23 protein-coding genes are annotated in these 24,284 nt (G+C 57.4%); 14 read left to right on the top strand and 9 right to left on the bottom strand.

Annotated features, from left to right (window positions below):
- From B7L15_RS16645 to B7L15_RS16625, 5 genes are all read right to left on the bottom strand, one after another.
- Window positions 1–247, bottom strand: a 247-nt coding sequence (locus tag B7L15_RS16645; RefSeq protein ID WP_441316956.1) for an electron transfer flavoprotein subunit beta/FixA family protein, incomplete at its 3' end; no start/stop codon positions are given.
- Window positions 248–377: 130 nt separating this feature from the next.
- Window positions 378–1,766 carry a hypothetical protein gene (locus B7L15_RS16640; RefSeq protein ID WP_085920045.1) on the bottom strand — a complete coding sequence of 463 codons (1,389 nt, stop codon included), beginning with the start codon at window positions 1,764–1,766 and terminating at the stop codon, window positions 378–380.
- Window positions 1,763–2,206 (bottom strand): PaaI family thioesterase, encoded by a 444-nt coding sequence (locus B7L15_RS16635; protein ID WP_085920044.1) that lies wholly within the window; start codon window positions 2,204–2,206, stop codon window positions 1,763–1,765. The genes B7L15_RS16640 and B7L15_RS16635 overlap by 4 nt, the downstream gene beginning before the upstream one ends.
- Window positions 2,203–3,804 carry a class I adenylate-forming enzyme family protein gene (locus B7L15_RS16630; RefSeq protein ID WP_085920043.1) on the bottom strand — a complete coding sequence of 534 codons (1,602 nt, stop codon included), beginning with the start codon at window positions 3,802–3,804 and terminating at the stop codon, window positions 2,203–2,205. Before B7L15_RS16630 ends, B7L15_RS16635 begins: the two co-directional genes overlap by 4 nt.
- Window positions 3,804–4,955 (bottom strand): acyl-CoA dehydrogenase family protein, encoded by a 1,152-nt coding sequence (locus tag B7L15_RS16625; RefSeq protein WP_085920042.1) that lies wholly within the window; start codon window positions 4,953–4,955, stop codon window positions 3,804–3,806. The genes B7L15_RS16630 and B7L15_RS16625 overlap by 1 nt, the downstream gene beginning before the upstream one ends.
- A gap of 205 nt (window positions 4,956–5,160) precedes the next feature.
- On the opposite strand from B7L15_RS16625, the gene B7L15_RS16620 reads away from it, so the two are divergent.
- The 4 genes from B7L15_RS16620 to B7L15_RS16605 all read left to right on the top strand — a co-directional run bounded on the left by B7L15_RS16620 (window position 5,161) and on the right by B7L15_RS16605 (window position 9,467).
- Window positions 5,161–6,684, top strand: a complete 1,524-nt coding sequence (locus tag B7L15_RS16620; RefSeq protein WP_085920041.1) for a 3-hydroxyacyl-CoA dehydrogenase — start codon at window positions 5,161–5,163, stop codon at window positions 6,682–6,684.
- A 29-nt stretch (window positions 6,685–6,713) separates the two neighbouring features.
- Entirely contained in the window at window positions 6,714–7,922 is a 1,209-nt protein-coding gene (locus tag B7L15_RS16615) for a 3-oxoadipyl-CoA thiolase (protein WP_085920040.1), read from the top strand.
- 145 nt (window positions 7,923–8,067) lie between these two features.
- Window positions 8,068–8,877 carry an IclR family transcriptional regulator gene (locus B7L15_RS16610; RefSeq protein WP_085920039.1) on the top strand — a complete coding sequence of 270 codons (810 nt, stop codon included), beginning with the start codon at window positions 8,068–8,070 and terminating at the stop codon, window positions 8,875–8,877.
- 437 nt (window positions 8,878–9,314) lie between these two features.
- Window positions 9,315–9,467: an IclR family transcriptional regulator C-terminal domain-containing protein gene (locus tag B7L15_RS16605; protein ID WP_254902968.1), complete on the top strand. Its 153-nt coding sequence runs from the start codon at window positions 9,315–9,317 to the stop codon at window positions 9,465–9,467.
- A 30-nt stretch (window positions 9,468–9,497) separates the two neighbouring features.
- Here the strand turns inward: B7L15_RS16605 and aroQ are convergent, their stop codons facing one another.
- Both aroQ and hglS read right to left on the bottom strand, forming a co-directional pair.
- Window positions 9,498–9,935, bottom strand: a complete 438-nt coding sequence (aroQ, locus tag B7L15_RS16600) for a type II 3-dehydroquinate dehydratase (protein WP_085920038.1) — start codon at window positions 9,933–9,935, stop codon at window positions 9,498–9,500.
- 38 nt (window positions 9,936–9,973) lie between these two features.
- Window positions 9,974–11,326 (bottom strand): 2-oxoadipate dioxygenase/decarboxylase HglS, encoded by a 1,353-nt coding sequence (gene hglS / locus B7L15_RS16595; protein WP_085920037.1) that lies wholly within the window; start codon window positions 11,324–11,326, stop codon window positions 9,974–9,976.
- A gap of 188 nt (window positions 11,327–11,514) precedes the next feature.
- Here hglS and B7L15_RS16590 point away from each other — a divergent pair, with 188 nt between their 5' ends.
- Window positions 11,515–12,369 (top strand): DUF72 domain-containing protein, encoded by an 855-nt coding sequence (locus B7L15_RS16590; RefSeq protein WP_085920036.1) that lies wholly within the window; start codon window positions 11,515–11,517, stop codon window positions 12,367–12,369.
- A 162-nt stretch (window positions 12,370–12,531) separates the two neighbouring features.
- A complete protein-coding gene (locus B7L15_RS16585) occupies window positions 12,532–13,875 on the top strand; it encodes a sodium-dependent transporter (RefSeq protein WP_085920035.1) in 1,344 nt (447 codons plus the stop codon).
- A gap of 115 nt (window positions 13,876–13,990) precedes the next feature.
- Here the strand turns inward: B7L15_RS16585 and B7L15_RS16580 are convergent, their stop codons facing one another.
- Window positions 13,991–14,209, bottom strand: a complete 219-nt coding sequence (locus tag B7L15_RS16580; RefSeq protein ID WP_085920034.1) for a PA3496 family putative envelope integrity protein — start codon at window positions 14,207–14,209, stop codon at window positions 13,991–13,993.
- A 213-nt stretch (window positions 14,210–14,422) separates the two neighbouring features.
- On the opposite strand from B7L15_RS16580, the gene hexR reads away from it, so the two are divergent.
- From hexR to B7L15_RS16560, 4 genes are all read left to right on the top strand, one after another.
- Entirely contained in the window at window positions 14,423–15,277 is an 855-nt protein-coding gene (gene hexR, locus B7L15_RS16575) for a transcriptional regulator HexR (protein WP_066316464.1), read from the top strand.
- A 65-nt stretch (window positions 15,278–15,342) separates the two neighbouring features.
- Entirely contained in the window at window positions 15,343–17,541 is a 2,199-nt protein-coding gene (uvrD, locus tag B7L15_RS16570; protein WP_085920033.1) for a DNA helicase II, read from the top strand.
- Window positions 17,542–17,606: 65 nt separating this feature from the next.
- A complete protein-coding gene (locus B7L15_RS16565) occupies window positions 17,607–18,086 on the top strand; it encodes a phosphate-starvation-inducible PsiE family protein (protein WP_066316467.1) in 480 nt (159 codons plus the stop codon).
- A 107-nt stretch (window positions 18,087–18,193) separates the two neighbouring features.
- Window positions 18,194–19,288 (top strand): TRAP transporter substrate-binding protein, encoded by a 1,095-nt coding sequence (locus B7L15_RS16560; RefSeq protein WP_085920032.1) that lies wholly within the window; start codon window positions 18,194–18,196, stop codon window positions 19,286–19,288.
- Between the two features lie 89 nt (window positions 19,289–19,377).
- On the opposite strand, the gene B7L15_RS16555 is transcribed toward B7L15_RS16560, so the two are convergent.
- Entirely contained in the window at window positions 19,378–19,791 is a 414-nt protein-coding gene (locus tag B7L15_RS16555; protein WP_085920031.1) for an acyl-CoA thioesterase, read from the bottom strand.
- A 133-nt stretch (window positions 19,792–19,924) separates the two neighbouring features.
- Between B7L15_RS16555 and B7L15_RS16550 the strand changes: the two genes are divergently transcribed.
- From B7L15_RS16550 to pstB, 4 genes are all read left to right on the top strand, one after another.
- The gene (locus B7L15_RS16550) at window positions 19,925–20,854 is read left to right on the top strand and encodes a PstS family phosphate ABC transporter substrate-binding protein (protein ID WP_085920048.1); all 930 of its coding nucleotides are present in this window, start codon (window positions 19,925–19,927) and stop codon (window positions 20,852–20,854) included.
- A gap of 101 nt (window positions 20,855–20,955) precedes the next feature.
- Window positions 20,956–22,068, top strand: a complete 1,113-nt coding sequence (locus B7L15_RS16545; protein WP_085920030.1) for an ABC transporter permease subunit — start codon at window positions 20,956–20,958, stop codon at window positions 22,066–22,068.
- Window positions 22,065–23,462, top strand: coding sequence for a phosphate ABC transporter permease PstA (pstA, locus tag B7L15_RS16540; protein ID WP_254902967.1), 1,398 nt, complete (start codon window positions 22,065–22,067; stop codon window positions 23,460–23,462). The genes B7L15_RS16545 and pstA overlap by 4 nt, the downstream gene beginning before the upstream one ends.
- Entirely contained in the window at window positions 23,456–24,271 is an 816-nt protein-coding gene (pstB, locus tag B7L15_RS16535) for a phosphate ABC transporter ATP-binding protein PstB (protein WP_085920029.1), read from the top strand. The genes pstA and pstB overlap by 7 nt, the downstream gene beginning before the upstream one ends.
- Window positions 24,272–24,284 lie beyond the last annotated feature (13 nt).

The raw sequence follows: 24,284 nt of genomic DNA, 5'->3' as shown, positions 1-24,284 counted from the left end.
CCCCAAGGCCGCCCAGCGCCAGCGCGGTGCGCAGTTGCTCCTGGGCGGCCTTGGGGCCCACCGTCACGGCGACCACTTCCGTCGCAACGCCCTTCTCTTTCAGACGCACGGCTTCTTCCACGGCAATTTCGCAGAAAGGGTTCATGGCCATTTTGACGTTGGTAAGATCGACGTCAGAGTGGTCTGCTTTGACACGAATTTTGACGTTGTAGTCGATGACGCGTTTCACCGCGGCGAGAATTTTCATAAGACGGGCTCCAAATGCTTAGCTAATCAATTCAATTAATTCCGCATAGCAAAATATTATTTCACTTTATAAAATTTACATTAAAAAAACGCCGAACAAAGGTCAAGCGCTTCCTTGTGCTGGCACTCTCTTAAAAAGGAGACCAGAGAAACCATGCTGCTAACAGCGGAATCGAGGTTACCAAAAAGCGACCGTTCCAGCGGTAGCCAATCTTAGTGGCGGGTACGCCGGTAAATCGCGATAGGATCAACATTGATGCCGTCATCGGCGACGACATTAGCGCCAGCGCCCAACCTACCATCAGCGATGCCCCTATCAGCGCAGGGGTTAGCCCCTCAATGCCTAACTGTGGCAACAACCCCACCAGCAGCGTTACCGTCACAATAGGATTAACGCCTATCTGGGCAAGCCCAACGACCATTAGCATGGCAAGCACAGCATTAAAGGTGCCCAACTGGTTTAACACCGTTAATAGCGGTGCCAACTGCTGAGTATCGACTAGCCCAACGCATAAGTGCCCTAAATAACCCGCCGCCCCCAACACCACAATTTCATTTGCGCTGGGAGACAGCAGCCATGGTAACTGGCGATGCACAGCGCTTACAGCAGCGGGCAGCCCAAAATAACCTAGCCTACGCCGCTGCCAGGCAAGCCATAGAAGTGCCCCAGTAGGCCCCCCCAACAGCGCGGCAATCGGTAAGCGAAGCTCTAAGAGCCACGCAATACTAAACACCAGCGCAACAATACCGATAAGCAACACACTAAACTGCGCCAGCGGGCGTAACGAAGGGATAGTTGCCTGGGTTTTATTGGCAGGCGGATGCGGCCCCGTTAGGTAATCCACCGCCCAACCCGCTAGAAAAATCAGCGCTGCGGCGCCCAAAATATACGGTGCTAGCTCAAGCCAGGTAACTTGGGGCAGGCTCGATAGCACCACCGCCACCCCAATGCCCATGGGCGAAATCAGCGGCGCCAGGGAAAAACCACGCAGTAGCGCCAGCATCATCCGCCGCTGGCGCGCCTCACGCACCCAAGCACGGCCTTGAGCGGCACCTAGCGTGTTGCTCTTTTCGATCATGGCAGCGAACAGATTAAGCACGCCGATATTGAGAATAATGCCAAACAGCGCCGAGCCTGATGACAAAATCGGGTAACGGCGGCTGGGCGGTTGAAGCAGCATGCTCTGCCCGCTGCGGCGCACCAAACGGGAACGATAGGCAGGTAAGCGCAGCATACTCAGCGCCACCACAAAGGTGGCAAAAAAAGCAAAACGCCCGCTGGCCTCAAACAGCAGCGGGCCAGGGTTCGGCGAACGCCATAGCGCAAGTAAAGACAGTAACCCTGCGGCCAGCAATAACCCTTTGGCCATTCGGGTTAGCTGGCCGCCAAGCGTCGCTAAATAGAACAGCAGCGCGGCAACGCCAAAGGCCTGTGCAAACAGGCTGCCGATCACCAAATGAAATAGCGTTGCCAGGGTCACTAGCAGTAAAAGAGAAACCCGTAGGCGGGCTAGGCTCACTCAGAAGCATCCTCGGGAAGTCCTTCAGGCGATTCACTGCCGCTGCGACGACGAAACGACCCCTGACCCATCGCCACTAGATTGCCCTTTTCGTCGGTGATTTCACCGCTGGTCATATAGGTTTTTTGCCCACCACCGCGCAGGATTCCCGTTGCCCGCAGCACACCCTGCCGGGCGGGACCCACAAACGTGGTCGTCAGAGACAGCGTCATCCCCCGGCGAATATTGCCCGGCACCTCACAGTGCAGGCCTGCCAGACTCAGGGCACTATCCAGCATCGAGGTCAGCACGCCACCGTGCACATTGCCACTGCGGTTCAGGTGCTTGGGCTCAATGGTGAGTTCAACCACGGTGCGATCTTGGTGCCATTCAACCACCTGCATACCCAGCAGTTCGTGATAGCCCATCAGTGCGTGTTGCGAAGTATCCGGCTGGCTCATGAGGCGCTCTCCTGCTGCGCCAAGTCACGCAGCCGCCCCTTGAGAATTTTGCCACTGGCGGTGGAAGGCAGCGTATCCATTAAAACAATTTGAGTGGGTCGCTTGTAAGGCGCCAGTCGCTCAGCAATAAACGTTTTAAGCTCCGCCAGATCTACCTCAACGCCCGGCTCGCATTGCACAAATGCCACTACCTCTTCGTTTCCGGCGATCTGGCGCCCTACCACAGCGGTTAGCGTGACTGCCGGGTGCTCGTTGATCACCGCTTCCACGTCAGGTGGGTAGATGTTGAAGCCCGAGCGGATTATCAGCTCTTTGCTACGTCCAACGATATACAGTTGATCATCGTGATCGAGCTTGGCAATGTCGCCGGTATTGAGCCAACCATCTTCGGTCAGGGTGGCACGGGTAGCTTCCGGTTGGCGGAAGTAGCCTTTCATTATGTTAGGGCCGCGCACCCACAGTTCACCCACTTCTTCGCCAGGCTGCTCGGAAGTGCCACTATCGCTCAGAGGCTCCAGACGATACTCCAGCAGGGGGAGCACGCGGCCAACGGTGCTGTTGGCATGGCGATCATTAATACGGGTTTGGCTGATGGTGGGACTCGCCTCGGTTAATCCGTAGCCATTGTGTAGCGTCAGGCCAAAGGCTGCTTCCACACGCACTTTGGTATCGCTGTCTAACGGCGAACCACCCGCAGACATGTAAATCAGCTCAGGCGCTTCCAGGGTGCGCTGCTCGCGTTTCAAGAACTCTAACGCCCGGGCATACATAGCGGGCACGCCCTGGAGCACGGTAATACGCTCCTGCTTTAGCGTATCTAACATATGCGCGGCATCAAAACGCGGCACGGTATACAGGCAGGCACCGTTATACAGCGATCCCATGCACACAGAAGAGAGACCAAACACATGAGACATGGGCAGTACGCCATATACTCGCTGCCCTTCACTTAAATGGCGCATACCACCGGAGATCGAGGCAATATATAGAATGCCGCGATGGGTCAGCATGACGCCTTTAGGCGTGCCTGTGGTGCCCGAGGTGTAGATCATTGCTGCCACCTGCTCGGCACCACTTGCGTAGACCGGCTCGGGCTCACTGTCGTAAAGCGGTGAAATCGCCAACCCACCCAACTGAGGGTGCTGGTAGCGGTCGGCGGCGTGGCGCTCGGCGTGCTGGCACGCCTCTGGTGATGCATCGCAAGTGTAGAACACTCGCCGAGGCAGGCAGTTGCCCTGAATCAGATCGACTTCCTGGGCAGACAAACGCGAATTCACAATCGCCACCCAGACATTCATCTCGCTGGCGGCGAGCAGCAGCACGACCAGGGCGCGGCAGTTTTCGCTTACCGTCATAATCCGGTCGCCTGGGCGAATATCCAGAGCACTTAACCAATCACAGGCGGCGTGTATTTCTTCACCCAGCTCTGCATAGCTCAAGCGTATGTTGCCATCCACAATAGCGGGTCGATCGCCAAGGCGCTGAGCATTTTCAAGCACGCGGGTGCTGAGTCGTTCGGGAAGCTCAGCCACCAGCTCGCTGGCGAGGCGCCCAAAAATATTCTCGTCCGGTGCTTGGTAAGGTACCGACAAAGCCATTAGGACGCCTCCCGCACCATATTCCGGGCAATCACGATTTGCTGAATTTGGGTCGTGCCTTCGTAAATGCGGAATAGCCGCACATCACGGTAGAAGCGCTCAACGGCGTACTCAGACATATAGCCCGCGCCGCCGTGAACTTGCACCGCGCGATCGGCCACTCGCCCTACCATCTCAGCGCAGAACAGTTTGCAGCAGGAGGCCAGCGTCGAAACGTTTTCGTTATCATCTTTACGGCGCGCGGCATCCATCACCATGGTCTTGCCTGCATAGGCTTCGGTTTTACTATCTGCCAGCATGGCTTGAATCAATTGGTGTTCGGCAAGGGCAGCACCAAACTGTTTGCGTTCCATGGTGTAGCGCAATGACTCTTCGACCAAGCGCTCAGCCACGCCTACGCAGACCGCAGAAATGTGCAACCGCCCGCGATCCAGCACCTTCATGGCGGTTTTAAAGCCCTGCCCCTCTTTACCACCAATAATGTTTTCGGCGGGTACCCGGCAGTTATCGAAAATAATATCGCAGGTGTGGGCACCCTTCTGGCCCATCTTGTTATCTGCCGGGCCGCGCACTAAACCCGGGGTATCGCCTTCGACAATAAATGCTGATATACCACCTGCGCCTTTATTATTAGGATCAGTGCGCGCCATAACGGTAAAAAGATCAGCTTCGGGGCCGTTGGTGATATAGCGTTTGGTGCCATTCAAAATATAGTGATCACCGTCGCGCACCGCTGTCGTCCGCAGGCTGGCCGCATCGGAGCCTGAATCGGGCTCGGTCAAACAGAACGAGCTGAGGATCTCCCCCGTTGCCAAACGCGGCACATATTTAGCTTTCTGCTCGTCGGTGCCGTCAATCAAAATACCTTGGGCTCCAATACCGTTGTTGGTGCCAAATACCGAGCGAAAGGCGGGCGACGTTTTGCCAATCTCCATCGCCACCAACGCCTCCTCTTCCATCGTCAACCCCAGTCCGCCGTACTCTTCAGGAATCGATAGCCCAAAAAGCCCCATCTCTTTCATTTCCGATAGAATTTCCGGCGGCACAGCATCATCTTCTGCCAGTCTCGCCTCATTGGGAATTAGGCGCTCACGGACAAAACGGCCGATGGTATCGACAAGCTGATTGATTAATTCGGGATCTCGGATCATGACGGCTCCTGGTGGCAACGGTTTTTATGATTAGTGTTAGCGCTGGGCGTGGACAGTACGCATGTTCTGCATAGCAAAACCATAGTCCACTATTCTTGTCAGGCACTTTTGCATAGCCTAGGATGACAGTCAATAATTGGAATTCTATTTTGCAATGCAGAATCAAAACACCAAATAGCACCCATTTGCAGAGAGGACTTAGCGCATGGCTAGCGAATCAACACCTTCCCCTTTTAACACGCTTGGTATCGTCGGCACCGGCGCTATGGGGCGTGGCATCGCGCAGTTGGCTGCTCAGGCAGGTCTAGACGTCATGCTGTTCGACGTTAAAGAGGGTGCCGTACAAGAAGCTAAAACCTTTATTAATGGCCTATGGCAGAGAAGCGCCGAAAAGCAGCGCATTAGTGAGGACCAGGCTCAGCAGTACAGTGAACGGTTGATCGAAGCAAGCGAGCTCGCCGCGCTGGCCCCTTGCGACATAATCGTCGAAGCGATTGTTGAGAAGCTAGAGGCCAAGCAGGGTCTGTTCAGCGACTTAGAAGACATCATCAGCCAACAAGCGGTATTAGCGACCAATACATCATCGCTATCTGTCACAGCGATTGCCGCCGCCTGCCAGCACCCGGAGCGGGTTATCGGCTTTCACTTCTTTAACCCCGTACCGCTGATGAAAATTGCCGAGGTCATCCCTGGCCTACGTACCGCCGAAGAGGTGACCCAGCAGGTGAATGCCCTGGGCGATGCCATGGGCCACTTCACCGCTCAGGCGACCGATACGCCGGGATTCCTGGTCAACCACGCCGGGCGTGCCTTCGGCACCGAAGCGTTACGTATTTTAGGGGAAAGCGTGACTGACCCGGCGACCATCGATCGTATTATGGTTGATCAGGGTGGATTCAGGATGGGCCCCTTTACCCTGCTTGATCTGACCGGGCTCGATGTTTCCCATGCGGTGATGGAATCGGTGTATCACCAATATTATGAAGAGCCTCGCTTTCGCCCTTCACCGTTAACGCGGCAACGTTTGGCCGCGGGCTTGCTGGGGCGCAAAACCGGTGAAGGGTTCTACCGCTATATAGAAGGTAGGCAGCAAATGTCGGATGAGCCTGCCATTGCTGCTGTGCCGCCAAGACCTGTGTGGATTAGCCAAGACGATCACGAAAGTGCCTCTGCTCTCGCTGAGCTGGTCAACACGGCGGGCTGGCCATTAGAAACCGGCCCGCAGCCCACTGAACAAGCGCTCTGCCTGCTGACCCCCTTTGGCGAAGACGCCACCAGCTGCGCACTGCGCCAGAGATTAGACGCCCAACAGTGCGTGGCCGTGGATATGCTCGCGGGGCTCGATAACCGCCGCAGCCTAATGACGACACCGCTGACCCAAGACACGTTTATTCAAGCAGCACAGAGCCTTCTCAATCAAGACGGCACGGCGGTGAGCACCCTCCAGGACAGCAACGGTTTTGTTCTTCAGCGTATTACTGCCTGCATCGTTAATGTCGGCGCCGATATTGCCCAGCAGGGCGTCGCTGAACCCGCGACTATCGACCGTGCGGTTGAGCTTGGCCTGGGCTACCCGTTTGGCCCCTTGGGCATGGGCGACCACTACGGCGCTTCACGCATTATGACGATACTCAATAACTTGCTTGAGGCCACCGGCGACCCCCGTTATCGCCCCAGCCCGTGGCTGCGCCGCCGCGCCGCGCTACAAGTATCGCTAACCACCGCTTAACGTCTACACCAATAACAAGGAGCACCATCATGCAAGACGCCTATATTTACGACGGCATCCGTACCCCCTTTGGTCGCCACGGCGGCAACTTGGCGGCCATTCGGCCTGATGAACTGCTGGGCCTGACCCTCAAAACGTTGGTAGCCCGCAACCCTTTCGCGCCAGAGAGTTACGAAGAGGTGCTGGCAGGCTGTACCAACCAGGCAGGCGAGGACTCTCGTAACGTGGCCCGCCACGGGGCGCTACTCGCTGGCCTTCCCATTGAAGTCGCCGGGCAAACCGTCAACCGTCTCTGCGGCAGTGGCTTGGCAGCGATGATGGACGCCGCCCGTGCAGCACGGTTGGGCGAAGGCGAGCTGTTTTTAGCCGGTGGCGTAGAATCGATGTCCCGTGCACCCTACGTACTTGGCAAAGCGGACTCTCCGTTCGCCCGTAATCAGCCGATGTACGATACGGTGATCGGCTCACGCTTTCCCAACCCCTGGATTGCCAAGGAGTACGGCAGCCATAGCATGCCGGAAACCGCCGATAACATCGCCCACGACCTCAACATTGGCCGTGATGCCAGCGATGCGTTTGCCGCTCGCTCCCAGGCGCGTTATGCGAAATCGCTTGCCGCCGGTTTCTACGACGGCGAAATATTTGGCGTTGAGGTTCCTCAAGGGCGCAAACAGCCGCCACTGCTAGTGGATAAAGACGAGCATCCACGCCCACAAAGCACTGAAGATAAGCTTGCCAAGCTAGGTACACTGTTTGAAGGTGGCGTGGTGACCGCTGGCAACGCCTCAGGCCTTAACGACGGCGCCGCTGCAATGATTGTCGGCACCCAGGCTGCCGGTGAGCGTGTGGGGCTAACGCCGCGTGCTCGAATCGTGGCGAGTGCCGTAGCCGGGGTTGCACCACGAGTGATGGGCTTGGGCCCGGTACCCGCTTCGCAAAAGGCGCTTGCGCGTGCAGGACTGACCCTTGAACAAATGGACGTGATCGAAATTAATGAAGCGTTTGCAGTGCAGGTTCTCGGCTGCGTGCAGCAGTTGGGGCTTTCCTCTGACGACTCGCGTTTAAACGTTAATGGCGGCGCGATTGCCATCGGCCACCCCTTAGGGGCCTCCGGCGCACGCTTGGCGCTGACGGCCCTACGCCAACTTGAAGCCAGTGGTGGCCGCTATGCGCTGGTTACTATGTGCATTGGGGTTGGTCAGGGTATCGCGACGGTGATTGAGCGCCTAGATCAATAAGCAACGTTCGTCGCACATGCGACTTTCTAATATGCGTGCGCGGCAGGCTATTAAAGAGTTACCAAAGCGTTAATGAGGGCTTGTATCGTACTGAAGTAAATATGCGATACTTGCTCTATTGTTTATTAAATAATCGAGACGCTTGATGGAACCTAACGACATCGCTGACGAAGGATCACTTCCAAGTAAGGATCGAAATTTTGTCACCGCTCTCGCTCGAGGGTTGGAATTATTACGTGCCTTTGGCAATGGCGAAGAATATTTAGGGAATGCAGAGCTCTCCAACAGAACCGGGGTTCCTCGTCCCACTGTGTCACGGTTAACGTACACGCTTACGCAATTGGGCTACTTGCAGCATAATACCCACCTAGAAAAATACCGCCTCGGCCCCGGCATACTCGCTTTGGGATATCGATATCTTGCTAATATGGGAATTCGTGAAATTGCTCGTCCCCATCTGCAGAAACTAGCCGATGCCACTGACTGTAATGTAAGCCTAGGCAGTGCTGATCGAAATGATATGGTGTACTTGGAAACCTGCCACGGCCATGGACCACTAGTTATTCGTCTGGATATCGGTTCACGATTACCTATCGCCACTTCCGCCATTGGCCGCGCATGGTTATGTGGTCTTTCTAGCGAACGGTGCCAGCAGGTATTACTTGAGCTGGAAGCATTTTATGGTTCAGAGTGGCCCCGATATAAAGCCGGTATCGATAAAAGCATGAAAGACTATGCAGAGTATGGTTTTTGTCTTTCGGAACAAGATTGGCAGCGAGATATTAGTGCCGTAGCCATGCCTTTAATTTTAGAAAATGGTGGTGAAGTGATGGCAATTAACTGCGGTGGTGCCAGTGTACGCCTTGACCATTCAAGACTCGTTAACAATTTAGGTCCGAGGCTGAAAGAGGTTGCACTTAATATTAAAAACGAGCTGGAACCACGGCATCGTTAATCGATTGATTTTAAACATATTTTTTAACAAAAAACACTATCGATGTTATGCAGGACCCCTTACATAGCGTTGTGATGGAGCTACTCAATCGTCGCTAAGTGCTTCGTACGATCCTGTGATCGTTGTACTTTGGATAGGGTAGATCCAGTTTCCTAAACTAGTCCCGGCAACGTAGCCGTTCAGCAACTAAGAAGCCATACGCAAAAATGAAGGAGCTGGCGAGATGATAGAGCCTTGCCAGTTGCGACTCTCGTAGTGTTATATCTCAAAATTTAGAGAAATTGACTGCTTTAGACATTGTGTCGATTCTGTGATGCAGCGACTTTGCCAAATGAAAAAATAATATCGTCCGTATTTTTTGCAACTCGAATGACTTCAGGTAAACGATCAACAAGGCTATGCCATTTCAGACCAAGAGATGACAGGGCGCGCGCTCCATGGCGGCACCTACCTTCGATGCGAACTGCGAACTGCTGGGCGCCATAAATGTCAGCACCAACGCCGCACGCGTGGAACTGGAAACTCTGCTGCGCGACTACCTGCCGGTACTGCAGCGAAAAAGTTATCAAATCCGCTCCCTGTTGCATTAATAGCTTGGTCAAGGCACATTTAATCTATAATTAGGTGGCAAGAATTGCCTTTAGCGCCGCTTGGTATCCCTGCGTCCCAAGCCCCGCAATCACCCCGTCTGCCCGCAACGATACATAGGAGTGATGGCGGAAGCTTTCTCGCTTGTGGACATTTGAAATATGCACCTCGATCACCTTGCCTTCGAAAGCATTAAGCGCATCCAGGATAGCGACAGAGGTATGCGTATAGGCCGCAGGGTTGATGATGATGGCCAGCGTTTCATCCAGACGAGCCGCATGAATGGCGTCGATCAGCTCGCCTTCGTGATTGCTCTGAAAACAGTTAATAGCCCAGCCGGCGATGCGCGCTTTTTCACGCAGCGCGTTATTCACATCATCCAGTGTCTCGTACCCATAAACTTCTGGTTCACGCGCCCCTAATAGATTTAGGTTCGGCCCATGAAGCACCGTAACTTTTGGCTGGCTCATTCATTAATATCCTCTTTTAGCGACATACTGTCTCCCGCTCAACGCAATTGCGCAAGTGCCTGCTCAAGCGATGCCTGCTGACGTTGTGCGTAGAGCGCGACTTCATCGATCACCGGAACGCCCAGCGCCTGCTCGAACTGTCGCTGGTTGGCATCGCGGGCGTAGCCACCATGCCTTTTGTCACCCAGGTTCGACTGAAAAATGCCCGCCGCGCTGACCGGCAGAAAATCCTCGTAAATCATTGGGGTGGTCGTTAACACGCCCTGCTCCAGTAACGCTTCCACGACGCCTGCGTGTTTAGATTCAGGCACCTTCGCGCCCGGCGCGGCGTGGTAGTGAAAAAATGCCAAGCCTTCGCGGCGCAGGGTGGCCTCATCATCCGGGAAGGCTGCAAACACCGCCGATAAACGGGCTTGATGAGCATCGTTATCCGCTACCGTCGCGCTTTTTGCTTCGCCCAGCAAGCGGTCATACAGTGCCCGTCCTTTATGCGTCAGCGCAATACCGCGCTGCTCGATTTCGCCAAAGCGTGCGGTGTGATGCCCCTGAGCGGCATCGGCAAACGCAATCGGCTCTTCCAGCGCCTTGAAGCTGGTCTGGCGCAGCAGAATAGGGCACCGACGGCGCGGTGGCCCTTCGATAATCGCCTTGGGGTCGATGCCTACCTGTGGCATGCGCCGCTGCACTTCATCGATGTCCAGGGTGCGCGGGGTCAGGTGGTTGATATGCGGCCCCTTGAAGCAAACTACATCGGCAATCAGGCGGTGCTCCTGCTGCAGGCGCTGATAGGTGACCAGGTCGACCGTGGCCTGGTCGTGCCAGCGAAATGTTTCCAGCGCCTGATCGACAAACTGCGCCGCCTGATCGGCAGTCAGCCCGCCCTGGCGCTCGAAGGTTTCAATCAACGCCTCGGCCTGCGGGGTCACGATACGCCGTGCATCCAGAATCTCGCGAGCCTGCTGACGCAGCTCGGTATCCTCGATCAGTTCCAGGCGCAGCAGCGACGTGAAAATCCGAAAGGGATTGCGCGACAGCGCTGCATCGTCGACCGGGCGGAACGCCGTGGAGTGAACCGGCACGCCGGCAGGTGCCAGATCGTAGTAGCCGACGGGCAGCATGCCCATCACCGCGAACATGCGCCGCAGCAGCGCGAGCTCCTCGGGCGTGCCGACGCGAATCGCCCCGTGACGCTCCACGTCAAGGCGCTCCAGAGCATTATTGGCGGCGAGCGTCTCACGCAGCGCCGGCGACGCCGCCAGCACCTCTTCATTAACCGCCGCGACCAACGACAGCAGGGCACTGTATTGAGGCACTTCCTGCTGGTACATGGCCGACATGGCCTTGGAAAATTGGTCGCGAATATCATCGCTGCTGACGTGCGCTGCGCTCATCGTGCGCTCCTTGATCATAAAGCCTGGATAGATAGTAACGCGCCTGTTACGCCGACAATTGCATATTTTCTTCCCTTAGCTTCATCAAAATACCACCCGCACCTGCCAGGCGCTCCAACTAGCATTGGCAGCGTCACTTGTCCGGCTGTTACATTAATGGCCATATTTCTTGAGGTTAACGCCACGCCATGACGTGCCCGCTCTATATCGGCTTGCCCATGTGGTCCAATCAGGATTGGTCGGGCACGCTCTATCCGCGTTACGCCAAAACCGACCTGCTCAGCGATTATGCGGCGGTGTTTTCCAGCGTCGAGGGCAATACCACGTTTTACAGCGGTGCGCCGAAACCGGAAACAGTCGCGGGCTGGGCACGCCAGGCGCCTGCCCATTTCCGTTTTTGCTTCAAACTCCCTGCAAGCGTTACTCACGACCAGCGCCTGACACGCCTGGACGAGGCCTGGGCCTTTTTAGATGCCCTCGCCCCACTTCACCACCGATTGGGGCCCACCATGGTCCAGTTGCCTCGCGATTTTGGCCCTGATGAACTCCCCCGGTTGGAAACCTTGCTGGCAGGCTGGCCCACGCATTTACCCTGCGCGGTTGAAGTGCGTCACCATGACTTTTTCCACAAGGGCGCGGCCGAGAAGGCCCTTAACCGGTTGTTGATAACTTATCGGGCAAACCGTGTGATGCTCGATGTGCGCCCGCTGTTCTCGACCCCGGCAAATGACCACCCAGGCCTGGCCCACGCCCAGCAAGAAAAGCCGAAACTCCCATTACACGTGCTTTCAACAGCGAATCATCCTGTCATTCGCTTTATTGGCCATGTTGACAAAGCCATTAATATTGACTATTTCAGTGCCTGGAAGTCACGCCTAGCCCTGTGGATAAATCAGGGGAAAACCCCTTTCTTATTTGTGCATACCGCGGATAATCGGGAGTCCCCGATGCTCGCCCGCATGTTCTATAACGACCTTCAAAATATGACGGCACTACCGCCGCTTGGTCCGTTTGCCAATGAAAAGCAGAGCCAACTGTTTTAACCTGGTTTTTTAGCGGTGCTGACTGGCATGCAGGTCACTGATCGGATAAATTGCGCATACTTTCGAAAAACGACGCTGGCAATCTTCTGTCAGTCCTTTTTCGAATAACGGTGCAACGCGCCGACAACGACTTATTACAATCAATTAATCAACAGGTGATGTATGGCAAAACTTGCACATGCACAGTGGTCATCGAAAATGGCCTTTGTGCTGGCAGCCGCCGGCTCGGCAGTAGGCCTGGGTAATATTTGGCGCTTCTCATATCTGGTCGGCGAAAGCGGTGGTGCGGCCTTCGTGCTGGTCTACCTTGCCTGCGTGGCATTGGTCGGCGTGCCCATTCTACTTTCCGAGTGGATGATCGGCCGACGCGGGCAGAAAAATCCCATCGACAGCATGAAAGAATTGGCCAGCCAAAGCGGCAAGTCCAAGGGATGGGCACTGGTGGGTATCAGCGGTGTCCTGGCAGGCTTCCTGATCCTGTCGTTCTATAGCGTGATTGGCGGCTGGTCGCTCAACTATACGCTGAGTTCAGTGATTGGCACCTTCAGCGGTCAGAATGCCGACAGCATTGGCGCGATCTTTAATGGCATGCTGGCCAGCCCCGGCACGCTACTGCTCTGGCACAGCGCCTTTATGCTGCTGGTCATCGGCATCGTGGCCCGCGGCGTGACCAAAGGGCTTGAGAGCGCCGTGCGCTCGCTGATGCCCGCGCTGGTCATTTTAATGCTGATTCTGGTGGGTTATGGGATGACCACCGGCCACTTCGGCGAAACCCTGGCGTTCATGTTCAGCCCGGACTGGAGTGCGTTGAATGGCGGTGTGGTGCTGGCCGCCATGGGCCAGGCGTTCTTCACGCTGTCGTTGGGCATGGGCATCATGATGGCCTACGGCTCCTACCTGGGCGAAGACGTCAACCTGCTGAGCACAGCGCGCACGGTCATCATTATTGATACCGCCATTGCGTTGCTGGCCGGTTTGGCCATTTTCCCCATCGTGTTTGCCAATGGCTTGAGCGCTGGCGAAGGGCCGGGGCTGATCTTCGTTACCCTGCCTATTGCGTTCGGCAACATGACCGGCGGTGTCATTCTGGGGCTGATGTTCTTCCTGTTGCTGACCTTTGCCGCGCTGACCTCGGCAATTTCGTTGCTCGAACCCACTGTGGAGATGCTTGAAGAACGCACCTCGCTGTCACGGGTCCCCGCGACGCTGGTCAGCGGTATTGTGGTTTGGCTATTGGGTGTCGCAGCGCTGCTGTCGTTCAACCTGTGGTCGGATGTCTTGTTCTTCGGGCTGAATATCTTCGACTTGCTTGACACCTTCACCGCGAAGATTCTGCTGCCGCTCACCGGCCTCGGTGCCGTCGTGTTTGTCGCGTGGTGCCTGGATCGCAAGAGCGTCGAGCAGGAGCTGGCGCTGTCCGGCACAGGGCTCAGCGTGTGGAACATCATCGCGCGCTTTATCGCGCCGATTGGCGTTATTGTGGTGTTCCTCGCGGGTATCCTTTAAGTCGGGTCAAGTTGGCTCTGCGCTTAGCAGAGCCAAACGCCCATGACCGTGCTTTATACGGCGAGACTCACGTCAAGCATCGCCGTTGAGCACCTCTCCTGGTGAAATTAGCTTCTCAGTGCAGTTCGCTCTCTTGCCGTTCGTCTTCGTCCGGTAAGGGAGCAATATCCCGCGATAACGCTTGAAATTCCCGATGCAGTTCGATTCCCCGCCGTGCTCGTAGGTTGCGTTGCGCGGCACTACGCCGACGCTGGACATGTTCATCCACTTCCATGCTCATGAAGATATCGAGCAATTCGCTCTTGACCGAGGTGATGCGTTCGACATTACGCATGATCGACGTTCCTCCAGGTGAATATGCCTACGTCCACCTGCATCCGTGACGACTGATAGATGATGCAGTGCGGCACTTCAGTTTTTACTATAACCTACTTGACAAAATGATGACCACTTAGAAAAAAGAACCGTCTAACGTCACCCCAACGGTGGCCGCATGCTTTGCTTGCCCATATAGTGAGCTACTCGGCTTTATTTTAAGGAGCTAAACGTGAGTCGCGCCCTGTTCGATGAAATGAGACGCCGCATGGAGCACTTTCGCCGCTCCGAGCAGAAAGTGGCGCGGTTTGTACTGCGCAATCCCGAGGAAGTCATCCATATGCGGATCGTCGACCTTGCCACCGAGGCAAAGGTCAGCGAGCCCACCGTGGTGCGCTTCTGCCGCGCTCTGGGCTGCAATGGCTTCCAGGACTTTAAACTCCAGCTCGCCCAGATGCTGGCCACCGGCAGCCAGTTTGCCCAGTTCTCGATGAACGATAGCGATTCCGTCGCCGAGTTCTCGCACAGCATTTTCGATTCGACGGTGGGCACCTTGCTATCGGTACGGGATCGCCTGGATAACGATGCCCTGGGCCGCGCAGTCAATGCCCTGGCGATGGCCAATCGGGTCGAGTTTTACGGTTTCGGCGCGTCAGGGGCCGTGGCTTTCGACGCCCAGCACAAGTTTTTTCGTTTGCAGATTTCCACCTCCGCCTATGCCGACCCCCACATGCAGAACATGTCCGCGGTGACGCTAAAGGAAGGCGATGTGGTAGTAGCGATTTCGCAAACCGGGCGCACCAAGGCGCTGGTCGCCAGCGTCCGCCTGGCCCGGGAGGCGGGTGCAACGGTGATTGGCCTGTGCCCCAGCGACTCACCGCTGGCAGAAGAGGTGACACTGCCGCTGTATATCGATGTGCACGAAGACACCGAAATCTACACGCCAATGAGTTCGCGCATCGCCCACCTGGTACTGGTCGACGTGCTGGCGGTGGGCGTCGCCAAGACCCGTGGCCCGAAACTCGCCGAGCAGCTCAAGTCGGTGAAGAAGAGCCTTAACTCACTGCGTTTCCCGGAAGACTCGTGAACGCCAAGTTATCGTTGTGGCTGTGCTAAACTGACGGCCCATTTTTCGACCCGGCAGCGGCTTATATGGACGACGTCACGGCGATACTCGATCAGCTTAACTCCGACCAGCGCGAAGCGGTCAGCGCCCCTCAAGGCAATCTGTTGGTACTGGCGGGTGCCGGCTCGGGCAAAACCCGCGTGCTGGTGCACCGCATTGCCTGGCTGATGCAGGCCGAGGGCCTGTCCCCCTATGCGCTGCTGGCCGTGACCTTTACCAACAAGGCCGCGCGAGAAATGCGCACCCGTCTGGAAGCGCTGCTGGGGCTGTCGTTGCGCCATGTCTGGGTGGGCACCTTCCACTCGATCTCCCATCGCCTTCTGCGCACCCACTGGCAGGATGCGCGGCTGCCACAGCACTTTCAGATCATTGACGCCGACGACCAGCTACGGCTTGTAAAACGCCTGCTGAAAGACTACTCCATCGACGACGAACGCTACCCACCCCGCCAGGTACAGCATTTCATTTCCGGCTGTAAGGAAGAAGGCCTACGCCCGCATCAGGTCAACGTGGACGGCGATGCCTATATGGGGCAGATGGTCGAGCTCTACGAACGCTACCAGTTGACCTGTGAACGCGGCGGGCTGGTCGATTTCGGCGAGCTCCTGCTCAGAAGCCTTGAACTGCTGCGCGACAACCCCGCACTGCTGGCCCATTACCGCGAGCGCTTCGGCCACCTGTTGGTCGACGAATTTCAGGACACCAACACGCTCCAGTACGCCTGGCTGAAGCTGCTCACCGGCATGCAGACGCCCATGACCGTGGTCGGCGACGACGACCAGTCGATCTACGGCTGGCGCGGGGCCAAGGTCGAAAACATCCGCCGTTTCGAGCAGGAGTTCCCCCAGACGCACACAGTCCGCCTTGAGCAGAACTACCGCTCCACCAGCGCGATTCTCGATGCGGCCAACGCCTTGATCAGCCACAACAGCGAACGCATGGGCAAACAGCTGTGGACCGACGGCGTCGAGGGTGACCCTATATCCGTCTACGCAGGTTTTAACGACCTCGAAGAAGCGCGCTTTATCGTCGACACCATCAAGGAAAAAGTCGATGAAGGCCTCAACCGCCGCGATATGGCGATTCTCTACCGTTCCAACGCGCAATCGCGTCTGCTGGAAGAGACGTTGATCCGCCAGGGAATGCCCTACCGTATCTACGGCGGCCACCGCTTCTACGAACGGCTGGAAATCAAGAACGCCCTGGCCTACCTGCGACTATTGCTCAACCGCGACGACGACGCTTCTCTGGAAAGGGTGATCAACGTGCCGACGCGGGGCATTGGCACCCGTACGGTGGAAATCGTTCGCCTGCGAGCCCGCGAGCAAAACATCCCGCTGTGGCAGGCACTGCACGACGCGATTCACGACAGCACGCTGAAAGGCCGCGCGGGCAACGCGGTGCAGGCCTTTGCCAACCTGATCGAGCAGTTGGATAACGACGCCTCCGGGCTCCCACTGCACGAGATCATCGACCACGTAACCGCCCACACGGGCCTGATCGAACACCACAAGAGCGAACGTGGCGAGAAAGGCCAGGCGCGGGTGGAAAACCTCGAGGAGCTGGTCAACGCCGCGCGGGCCTTCACCCACGGCGATGCCTTTGAAACCCCGGAAGCCGGCGAAGGCATGGCGGCACTGGAGGCGTTCCTGTCAGAAGCCGCCCTCAATGCCGGGGATCACGAGGCCGAAGAGTTCGAGGACAGCGTGCAGCTGATGACGCTGCACTCGGCGAAGGGCCTGGAATTCCCCGTGGTATTTATTGCGGGCGTCGAAGAAGGCCTGTTCCCCCACAAGATGTCACTGGAGGAGCCGGGAAGGCTCGAGGAAGAACGTCGCCTGTGTTACGTCGGCGTGACCCGCGCGATGCAGAAACTTTACCTCACCCACGCCGAAACCCGCCGCCTGCATGGCAAAGAGGTGTTTCCACGCCCGTCGCGCTTTCTGCGCGAACTGCCGCCGCACCTGCTCGAAGAAGTGCGCCTCCGCGGACATATTTCCCGCCCGGTCACCGCCTCGCGCACGTCCTTCGCACAACAAAGTGTCGAGGCCAGCGACGACCTGCCCAGCCTGCATGTTGGCCAGGGGGTAGAACACCCGGTCTTCGGTGAAGGGATAATCCTTAACGCGGAAGGTGAAGGCGCCCGCGCCCGGGTCCAGGTCAGCTTTGAAGGCGAGGGTGTTAAATGGCTGGTGTTAGGTTTCGCCAAGCTGACACCGCTTTAAACGACTCGCGACGCATTACTGACGCATCTTTGCGTGCGCGCACCGACTGCCCCACAGAGAACCTTATGAAACAACGCTTGAAACGCCTATTTCCCGAAGTGTGCAACGGCTGGTCAGCCTTGAGCGGCTACCACCGTTTTGAACGCATCATCTCGTTGATACTGACCCTGGCCATCGCCGGGGCCGTGCTGGTTGCCATGTACTACCTGGTCATTCACGTAGTCCAGCTGTTATTCATTCAAAGCCGTGACCCCTTTGACTACCGCGTGTTTCAAGCGCTATTCGACATGATTCTTACCGTGCTGATTGCCATGGAGTTCAACAACTCCATTGTACGGACGATGACCAGTGGCAAAGGCTTTATTCATGTCGAGATTGTCGTGCTGATTGCGATCATGGCACTGGTGCGCAAGTTCATGGTGCTGGACATGGAAACCATCGATCCCTGGCAGATTGCCTCGCTGGCCGCGGCAGTGCTGGCGCTTGGGGGCTGCTACTGGCTGGTTCGCCATGCCAACCGCATGAAAGATGCCAGCGACGATTGATCGGAAAACTTGCGGGCAAAATTCGCCCTCACGCATACTGACGGGCGGAATCGGTGCCCGTGCGCCCCATAAAAAATAGCAACATTACGTTTGGAGTCTTGCTCATCATGCAACGCCGTCACTTTCTCAAAACCGCCAGCCTTGGCGTCGCAGGGGCCGCCGCCGCCCCTTTCGTGTCCACCTCCCAGGCCCACGCCAACGAAACTTACAACTGGGACATGGTCACCTCCTGGCCGAAAAACTTTCCTGCGCTTGGCACCGGTGCCAATGACTTCGCCCGTCGGGTGGAGCAGCTTTCCAACGGCCGCATGACAATTACCGTCCACGGCGCGGGCGAGTTGGTACCTGCGCTTGAAGTCTTCGATGCTGTGGCGGCGGGCACTGCGGAAATGGGCCACTCGGCGTCATATTACTGGCGTGGAAAAGTCGCCGCTTCGCAGTTTTTCACGGCCGTGCCCTTCGGCATGACGACCACCGAAATGAACGCCTGGCTTTACCACGGTGATGGCCAGGCGCTGTGGGATGAGATTTACGCTCAGCACAACCTGAAGCCCTTTGCTGTCGGCAATACCGGGCCGCAAATGGCGGGCTGGTTCAAGAAAGAGATCAACTCGCTGGACGATATGCAGGGCCTCAAGCTGCGTTTGCCGGGACTAGCTGGTGAAGCCATGAACGGCATCGGCGTGAGCACCGTCAACATGCCGGGGTCGGAGATCTTCACCTCGCTGCAAACCGGCGTACTGGATGCCGCCGACTGGGTCGGCCCCTATAACGACCTGGCCTTCGGCCTGCATCAGGTGGCGGACTACTACTACACCTCGGTGTGGAATGAGCCAACAGCCGCGCTTGAGGGCACCATCAATCTCGACGCCTGGAACGCGCTGCCCGACGACCTGAAAGCCGTCGTCACCGAAGCCGCACGCGCCTCAAATCTGGCGATGTACAGCGAGTTTGCCTTTCGTAACGCCCAGGCCCTGGAAGCCCTGGTGGACGAACACGATGTACAGTTACGCACCTTCCCCGAGGAGGTCATGGCGGCGCTCTATGAAAGCTCTCAGAAAGCCATCCAGCGTCAGGTCGAAGACGACGAAGCATCACGCCGGGTGTATGAGTCCTATTCGGCGTTCCAGAAAATCGTCCGTCCCTTCAGCGATGTTGGCGAATACGCCTATTTGAAAAGCCGTGATAACGTAGGTTCATAGGCGTTTAGATCGCAGACAGGCATCAAGGGCGCTGACTCAAGCGCCCTTGATGTTTAGAGTCATGTTTCTAGAGTCGCTATAGGGCCTGTTTAGTCATGCACCGCGCGGATGCGGCCATTGTCGTCCAGCGCCACCATCACAAAGCGTGCCTCGGTCACCTTTTGGCGCTCGTCCAGATGCTGTTCGTGTAGGGCACGTACCCACACCTCCACATCGATCTTCATCGAGCTATGCCCCACCTCTTGAAGCTGGGTGTACACGCTCACCATCGACCCGACCCGCACCGGGCTTAAAAAATCCATTGCCTCAATGGCCACGGTGGCGGTTCGCCCGCCGGCTTCACGGCCAGCCGCCAGCTCGGCCGCCTGATCCATCTGGTTCACCAGCCATCCGCCGGAAATGTCACCGTAAACATTGGTATCCTGGCGCGAAGCCAGTAATTTGAGGGTCAATTGCCCTTGGGGGGCAGGCACATCGTCCAAATCGGTATCCAGCAGTGTCATGTGTCGGTCGCTTTGTCGGTTTATTATTGTGAAAATCAGGTCGCCATCTGAGGCGCGCCTTGCTGCATTGCAATAAATAACGAGTTAATCACAAGAGAGCTTCCGATTGAATAGTAACGGTTTCGCTTTTCGCATGAAATATCGCGCGGCACTGGGCCTGGCCTGGCTGCTCTTGAGTTTGCCGCTTGTTGGCTGGGCACAGCCCCAGCAGCCTTCCGTGAGCGGCACCCTGGGCGCCGTTGGGTCCGACACCATGGCCGGATTGATGCTGCGCTGGGGCGAAGCGCTTACCACTCAATATCCGGAAATCAACGTGCAATTTCAAGCCAGCGGCTCTGCCAGCGCACCACCGGCTTTGTTGGCGGGCACTACCCGCATCGGCCCCATGTCCCGGCGCATGACCCACGAGGAACGCAACGCCTTTATCGAGCGTTATGGCTACCCACCGCTGGAACTGCGCGTGGCACGCGATGCGCTTATCGTGATTGTACATCGTCACAACCCTCTGTCGGCGATCTCACGTCAGGACGTGGATGCGGTTTTTTCGACCACCCAGGCCTGTGGTGGCGAACAATCGATCACTCGCTGGGAAACATTGACCCAGGACGCGACGGCGCCAAGCGGTCGCATCGCCTTGCACGGACGGAATATGGCCTCGGGCACCTACGGCCTGTTTCGTCAACGCGCGCTGTGCGACGGTGAGTTCCGCCCCGATATCAGCGAGTACATGGGCGCATCGGCGGTCGTCGCGGCCGTGGGCGAGTCCTATAGAGCAATGGGCTATTCTGGTCATAACCACTTGACGCCATCGGTAAAGGCACTCTCACTGACCACTACGCAGGGTAACGCCGTGCCGCCCAGCGAAACCGCCATTCAAAGCGGCGACTATCCGCTTTCCCGCTACCTGTATATCTACGTCAACCTGCCGCCTGACGAATCGCTACCTGCCGCCGAGCGGGCGTTTCTGGATCTCATCATGTCGACTGAAGGTCAGAAAATTACCCGGGCGTCGGGTTTCGTTCCCCTGCCCCTGGACGATCTGGAGGCTCAGCGGGCATGGTAGCCGGAATCTGTCATTTAATTGTCACATTGGTCACGTAACGTAAGGAGCATGCATGTACCCCCAAACGCTGACCCTACCGCTGACTTGCCCATGATAGTCAAATGACTCGCGCTCGGCTCTTTCATCAGCCGCTTCGCCACTTGCAGGACCGCATCGCCACCGGACTCATCACCGCCGGTGGTATCGGTGTGTTGCTGGCGATATTGGGTATTGGGGTATTTTTGGTCTGGGAAGCAGCCCCCTTGTTGCTGGATGGCGACAACGCCTCGCTTGCCATGCTCTCGCCGCTGGCGTGGGGAACGCTGAAAGCCGCCCTGATGGCATTACTGTTTGCGTTGCCGCTCGCACTGGGGGCGGCCGCCTATTCAGCGTTTTTCATGTCGACCCGACTACGCAGCCGCATCAAACCAACCCTGGAAATGATGGAAGCCATCCCTGGGGTGGTCATCGGCTTTATCGCCGGTATGCTGCTCGCCCCTTGGGTCGAGCGCCACTTGGCCAGCACCCTGGTGGTCATCGTCTGGCTGCCGCTTAGTGCCGGGCTCGCCGGTCTGGTCTGGCACCTGGCAAGCCGCCGCTGGCAGCGTCGTCTGCCGCTTTCGTGGGCAGCTCTGTGGCTGATTCCGTGGCTCATTGTCATGTTCATCCTCGCCCTGTGGTTAACGCCACTGGTGGAGCAGACCTTTTGGGATGGCGACCTTCGCCAGCATCTTTATGCCGTGTTTGGACTCGATTACGTCACCCGTAATGCCCTGATTGTCGGCCTGGCAATGGGCTTCGCCGTGATTCCCAGCGTCTATTCGCTGGCCGAAGATGCGCTCACCGAGGTGCCTCGCCCGCTGATGGAAGGCGCTCAGGCGCTCGGCGCCAGCCGCTGGCAAGCGGTCGTTAAAGTCGCGCTTTCCGCAGCTGGGCCGGGGCTGTTTTCCGCCATTATGATCGGCGCAGGCCGAGCGGTGGGGGAAACCATGATCGTACTGATGGCCAGCAGCAATACGGCACTGCTCAGCGCCAGTCCCTTCGAAGGCATGCGTACCATGGCCGCCGCTATCGCCATTGAGCTGCCCGAAGCCACTGCGGGGAGTACTCCATATCGCATGCTGGTGCTCGCAGCCCTGTTGCTGTTCCTGTTCACCTTTTTAGTCAACACCCTGGCCGAGCTGGTTCGCCAACGGCTGCGCCGTCGCTACCAGCGACTGGGGGGGGCTTCGTGAAGTGGCTGAAAAGTGCCGTACAGCAGGGCATCTGGCCGTGGCTGTGCGCGGGCTGTGTAGCCCTCTCCTTGCTCATGCTGGGCGCCTTGCTGGCGTTACTGCTGACACGTGGCCTGGGCCATTTCTGGCCGGCAACACTGGACGAAATCACCCTGCACAATGGCGATGTGGTGGCAGGCGAGGCAGTCCGCGATATGCCGCTTCCCAACCGGGCAGGTAGCGAACGCCTCTACTTTACGGGCAATCGTGACATCGACGACGCCCGCTGGCGCTGGGTGGCGATTGACACCATTGCACAACAGACCCAGCCCGCGGCACTGCTGCGTCTGAAACGGCGCACCTGGGGCGACTTTATCGGCTATCTGGAAGCCATTGAGGTAAACGGCGAGCGCTTTAGCGGCCATACTGCCCTGCAGCAAGCAAAGCAGGCGCTCCAGCTGTCAGCGCCCGAGCGCGCTCGCTATCAGCTCACCTTGCGTACGCCCCAGGGGCAAACCCTGCGCCAGCCGCTTGCCACCGTGCTGAGCATTGAAGCGCCCAATGCCATGCACGTTGGCCAAAAAGTGCAGCGCTGGGCAACGGACGTCTGGCAGTTTTTAAGCCAGGGACCGCGTGCCGCCAATACCGATGGGGGGGTGTGGCCGGCTATTTTCGGTACCATGCTGATGGTGATTCTAATGTCGGTGATCGTCACGCCTTTTGGCGTGCTGGCCGCCATCTATCTCAATGAGATTGCCCATCAGGGGCCCCTCACCCGCCTGGTACGCATTGGCGTCCGCAACCTCGCGGGGGTACCATCGATTGTCTACGGTGTCTTCGGGCTGGGCGTGTTTGTCTATGGCATTGGTGGCACGCTGGATGCGTGGTTCTTCGACGACGCCCTGCCGTCGCCCACCTTTGGTACCGGTGGCCTGTTATGGGCATCGCTGACCCTTGCCCTGCTGACGCTGCCGGTCGTGATTGTCGCGACCGAAGAAGGGCTGGCGCGCATTCCCGATGCCCAACGTGAAGGCGCGGTGGCCCTTGGCGCCACCCGGTTTGAAATGTTGACGCGTATCGTATTACCCATGGCCACCCCGGCGATGTTGACCGGGGTCATTTTGGCCGTGGCCCGGGCCGCTGGTGAAGTCGCGCCGTTGATGCTGGTCGGGGTCGCCAAGCTCGCACCACAGATGCCCCTCGACGGAGAATTCCCCTACCTGCATCTGGAACGCAAGTTTATGCACCTTGGCTATCATCTGTTTGACACCGCCTTTCACGGCGAGGACGTCCAGGCGGCGATCCCGTTGGTCTATGCCACAGCGCTGTTATTGGTGCTGATTGTGTTGGTGCTTAACCTAACTGCCATATTATTGCGTCATCATCTACGTCGTCAGCGAGGAAGCGAATGCTAGCATCTCGACACGTCGACCACGCCACGCAAGCACATGTGGCGCATTTCCCAGCAGATCAGTGCTGTCTGGACATCAACCAGTTCAGCCTGGCCTACGCAGGGAAACCAGCCTTGCAGCAGCTCACGCTGCAGGTGCCGCGCCATCGGGTCACGGCCTTCATTGGCCCTTCCGGGTGTGGCAAGTCGACCTTCTTGAGAGCGATCAATCGCTTGCATGACCTTAATGAATCGGTCAGCCACAGCGGTGAGATCAGCCTTGAGGGACATAACATTCATGCGCCGGAAATGAACGTAACCGAGCTGCGCCGTCGGGTGGGCATGGTATTCCAGACACCTAACCCCTTTCCGATGTCGATCTACGAAAATGTCGCTTTTGGCCTGCGCTTGCAGAAGCGGCTCGCCAAGCGCCAGCGGGATGACATCATCGAGTGGGCGCTCACTTCGGCGGCCCTGTGGGATGAAGTCAAGGACCGCTTGCATCGCTCCGCCTGGCAGCTGTCAGGCGGGCAACAGCAACGCCTGGTGATTGCACGAACGTTGGCGGTACAGCCCGACGTGCTGTTGCTCGACGAGCCGGCATCGGCGCTCGACCCGATTTCGACGCTCAAGATCGAAGAATTGATTCGTAACCTGAAATCTCAGCTAACGTTAGTGTTGGTGACTCACAATATGCAGCAGGCGGCCCGGGTGTCCGATTACACCGCCTTCTTGCAGCAGGGTGAGCTTGTGGAGTACGGCCCCACCGACCACGTTTTCACTAACCCTCGTTTACAACGAACCGAAAACTATATAACCGGCCGTATGGCCTAGGTTGAAGCAACCC

It is taken from the genome of Halomonas sp. CSM-2, from assembly GCF_002119345.1.
Classification (GTDB): domain Bacteria; phylum Pseudomonadota; class Gammaproteobacteria; order Pseudomonadales; family Halomonadaceae; genus Vreelandella; species Vreelandella janggokensis.
The sequence above is the reverse complement of the archived record's forward strand: the minus strand, read 5'-3'. Positions and strand labels throughout refer to the sequence as shown.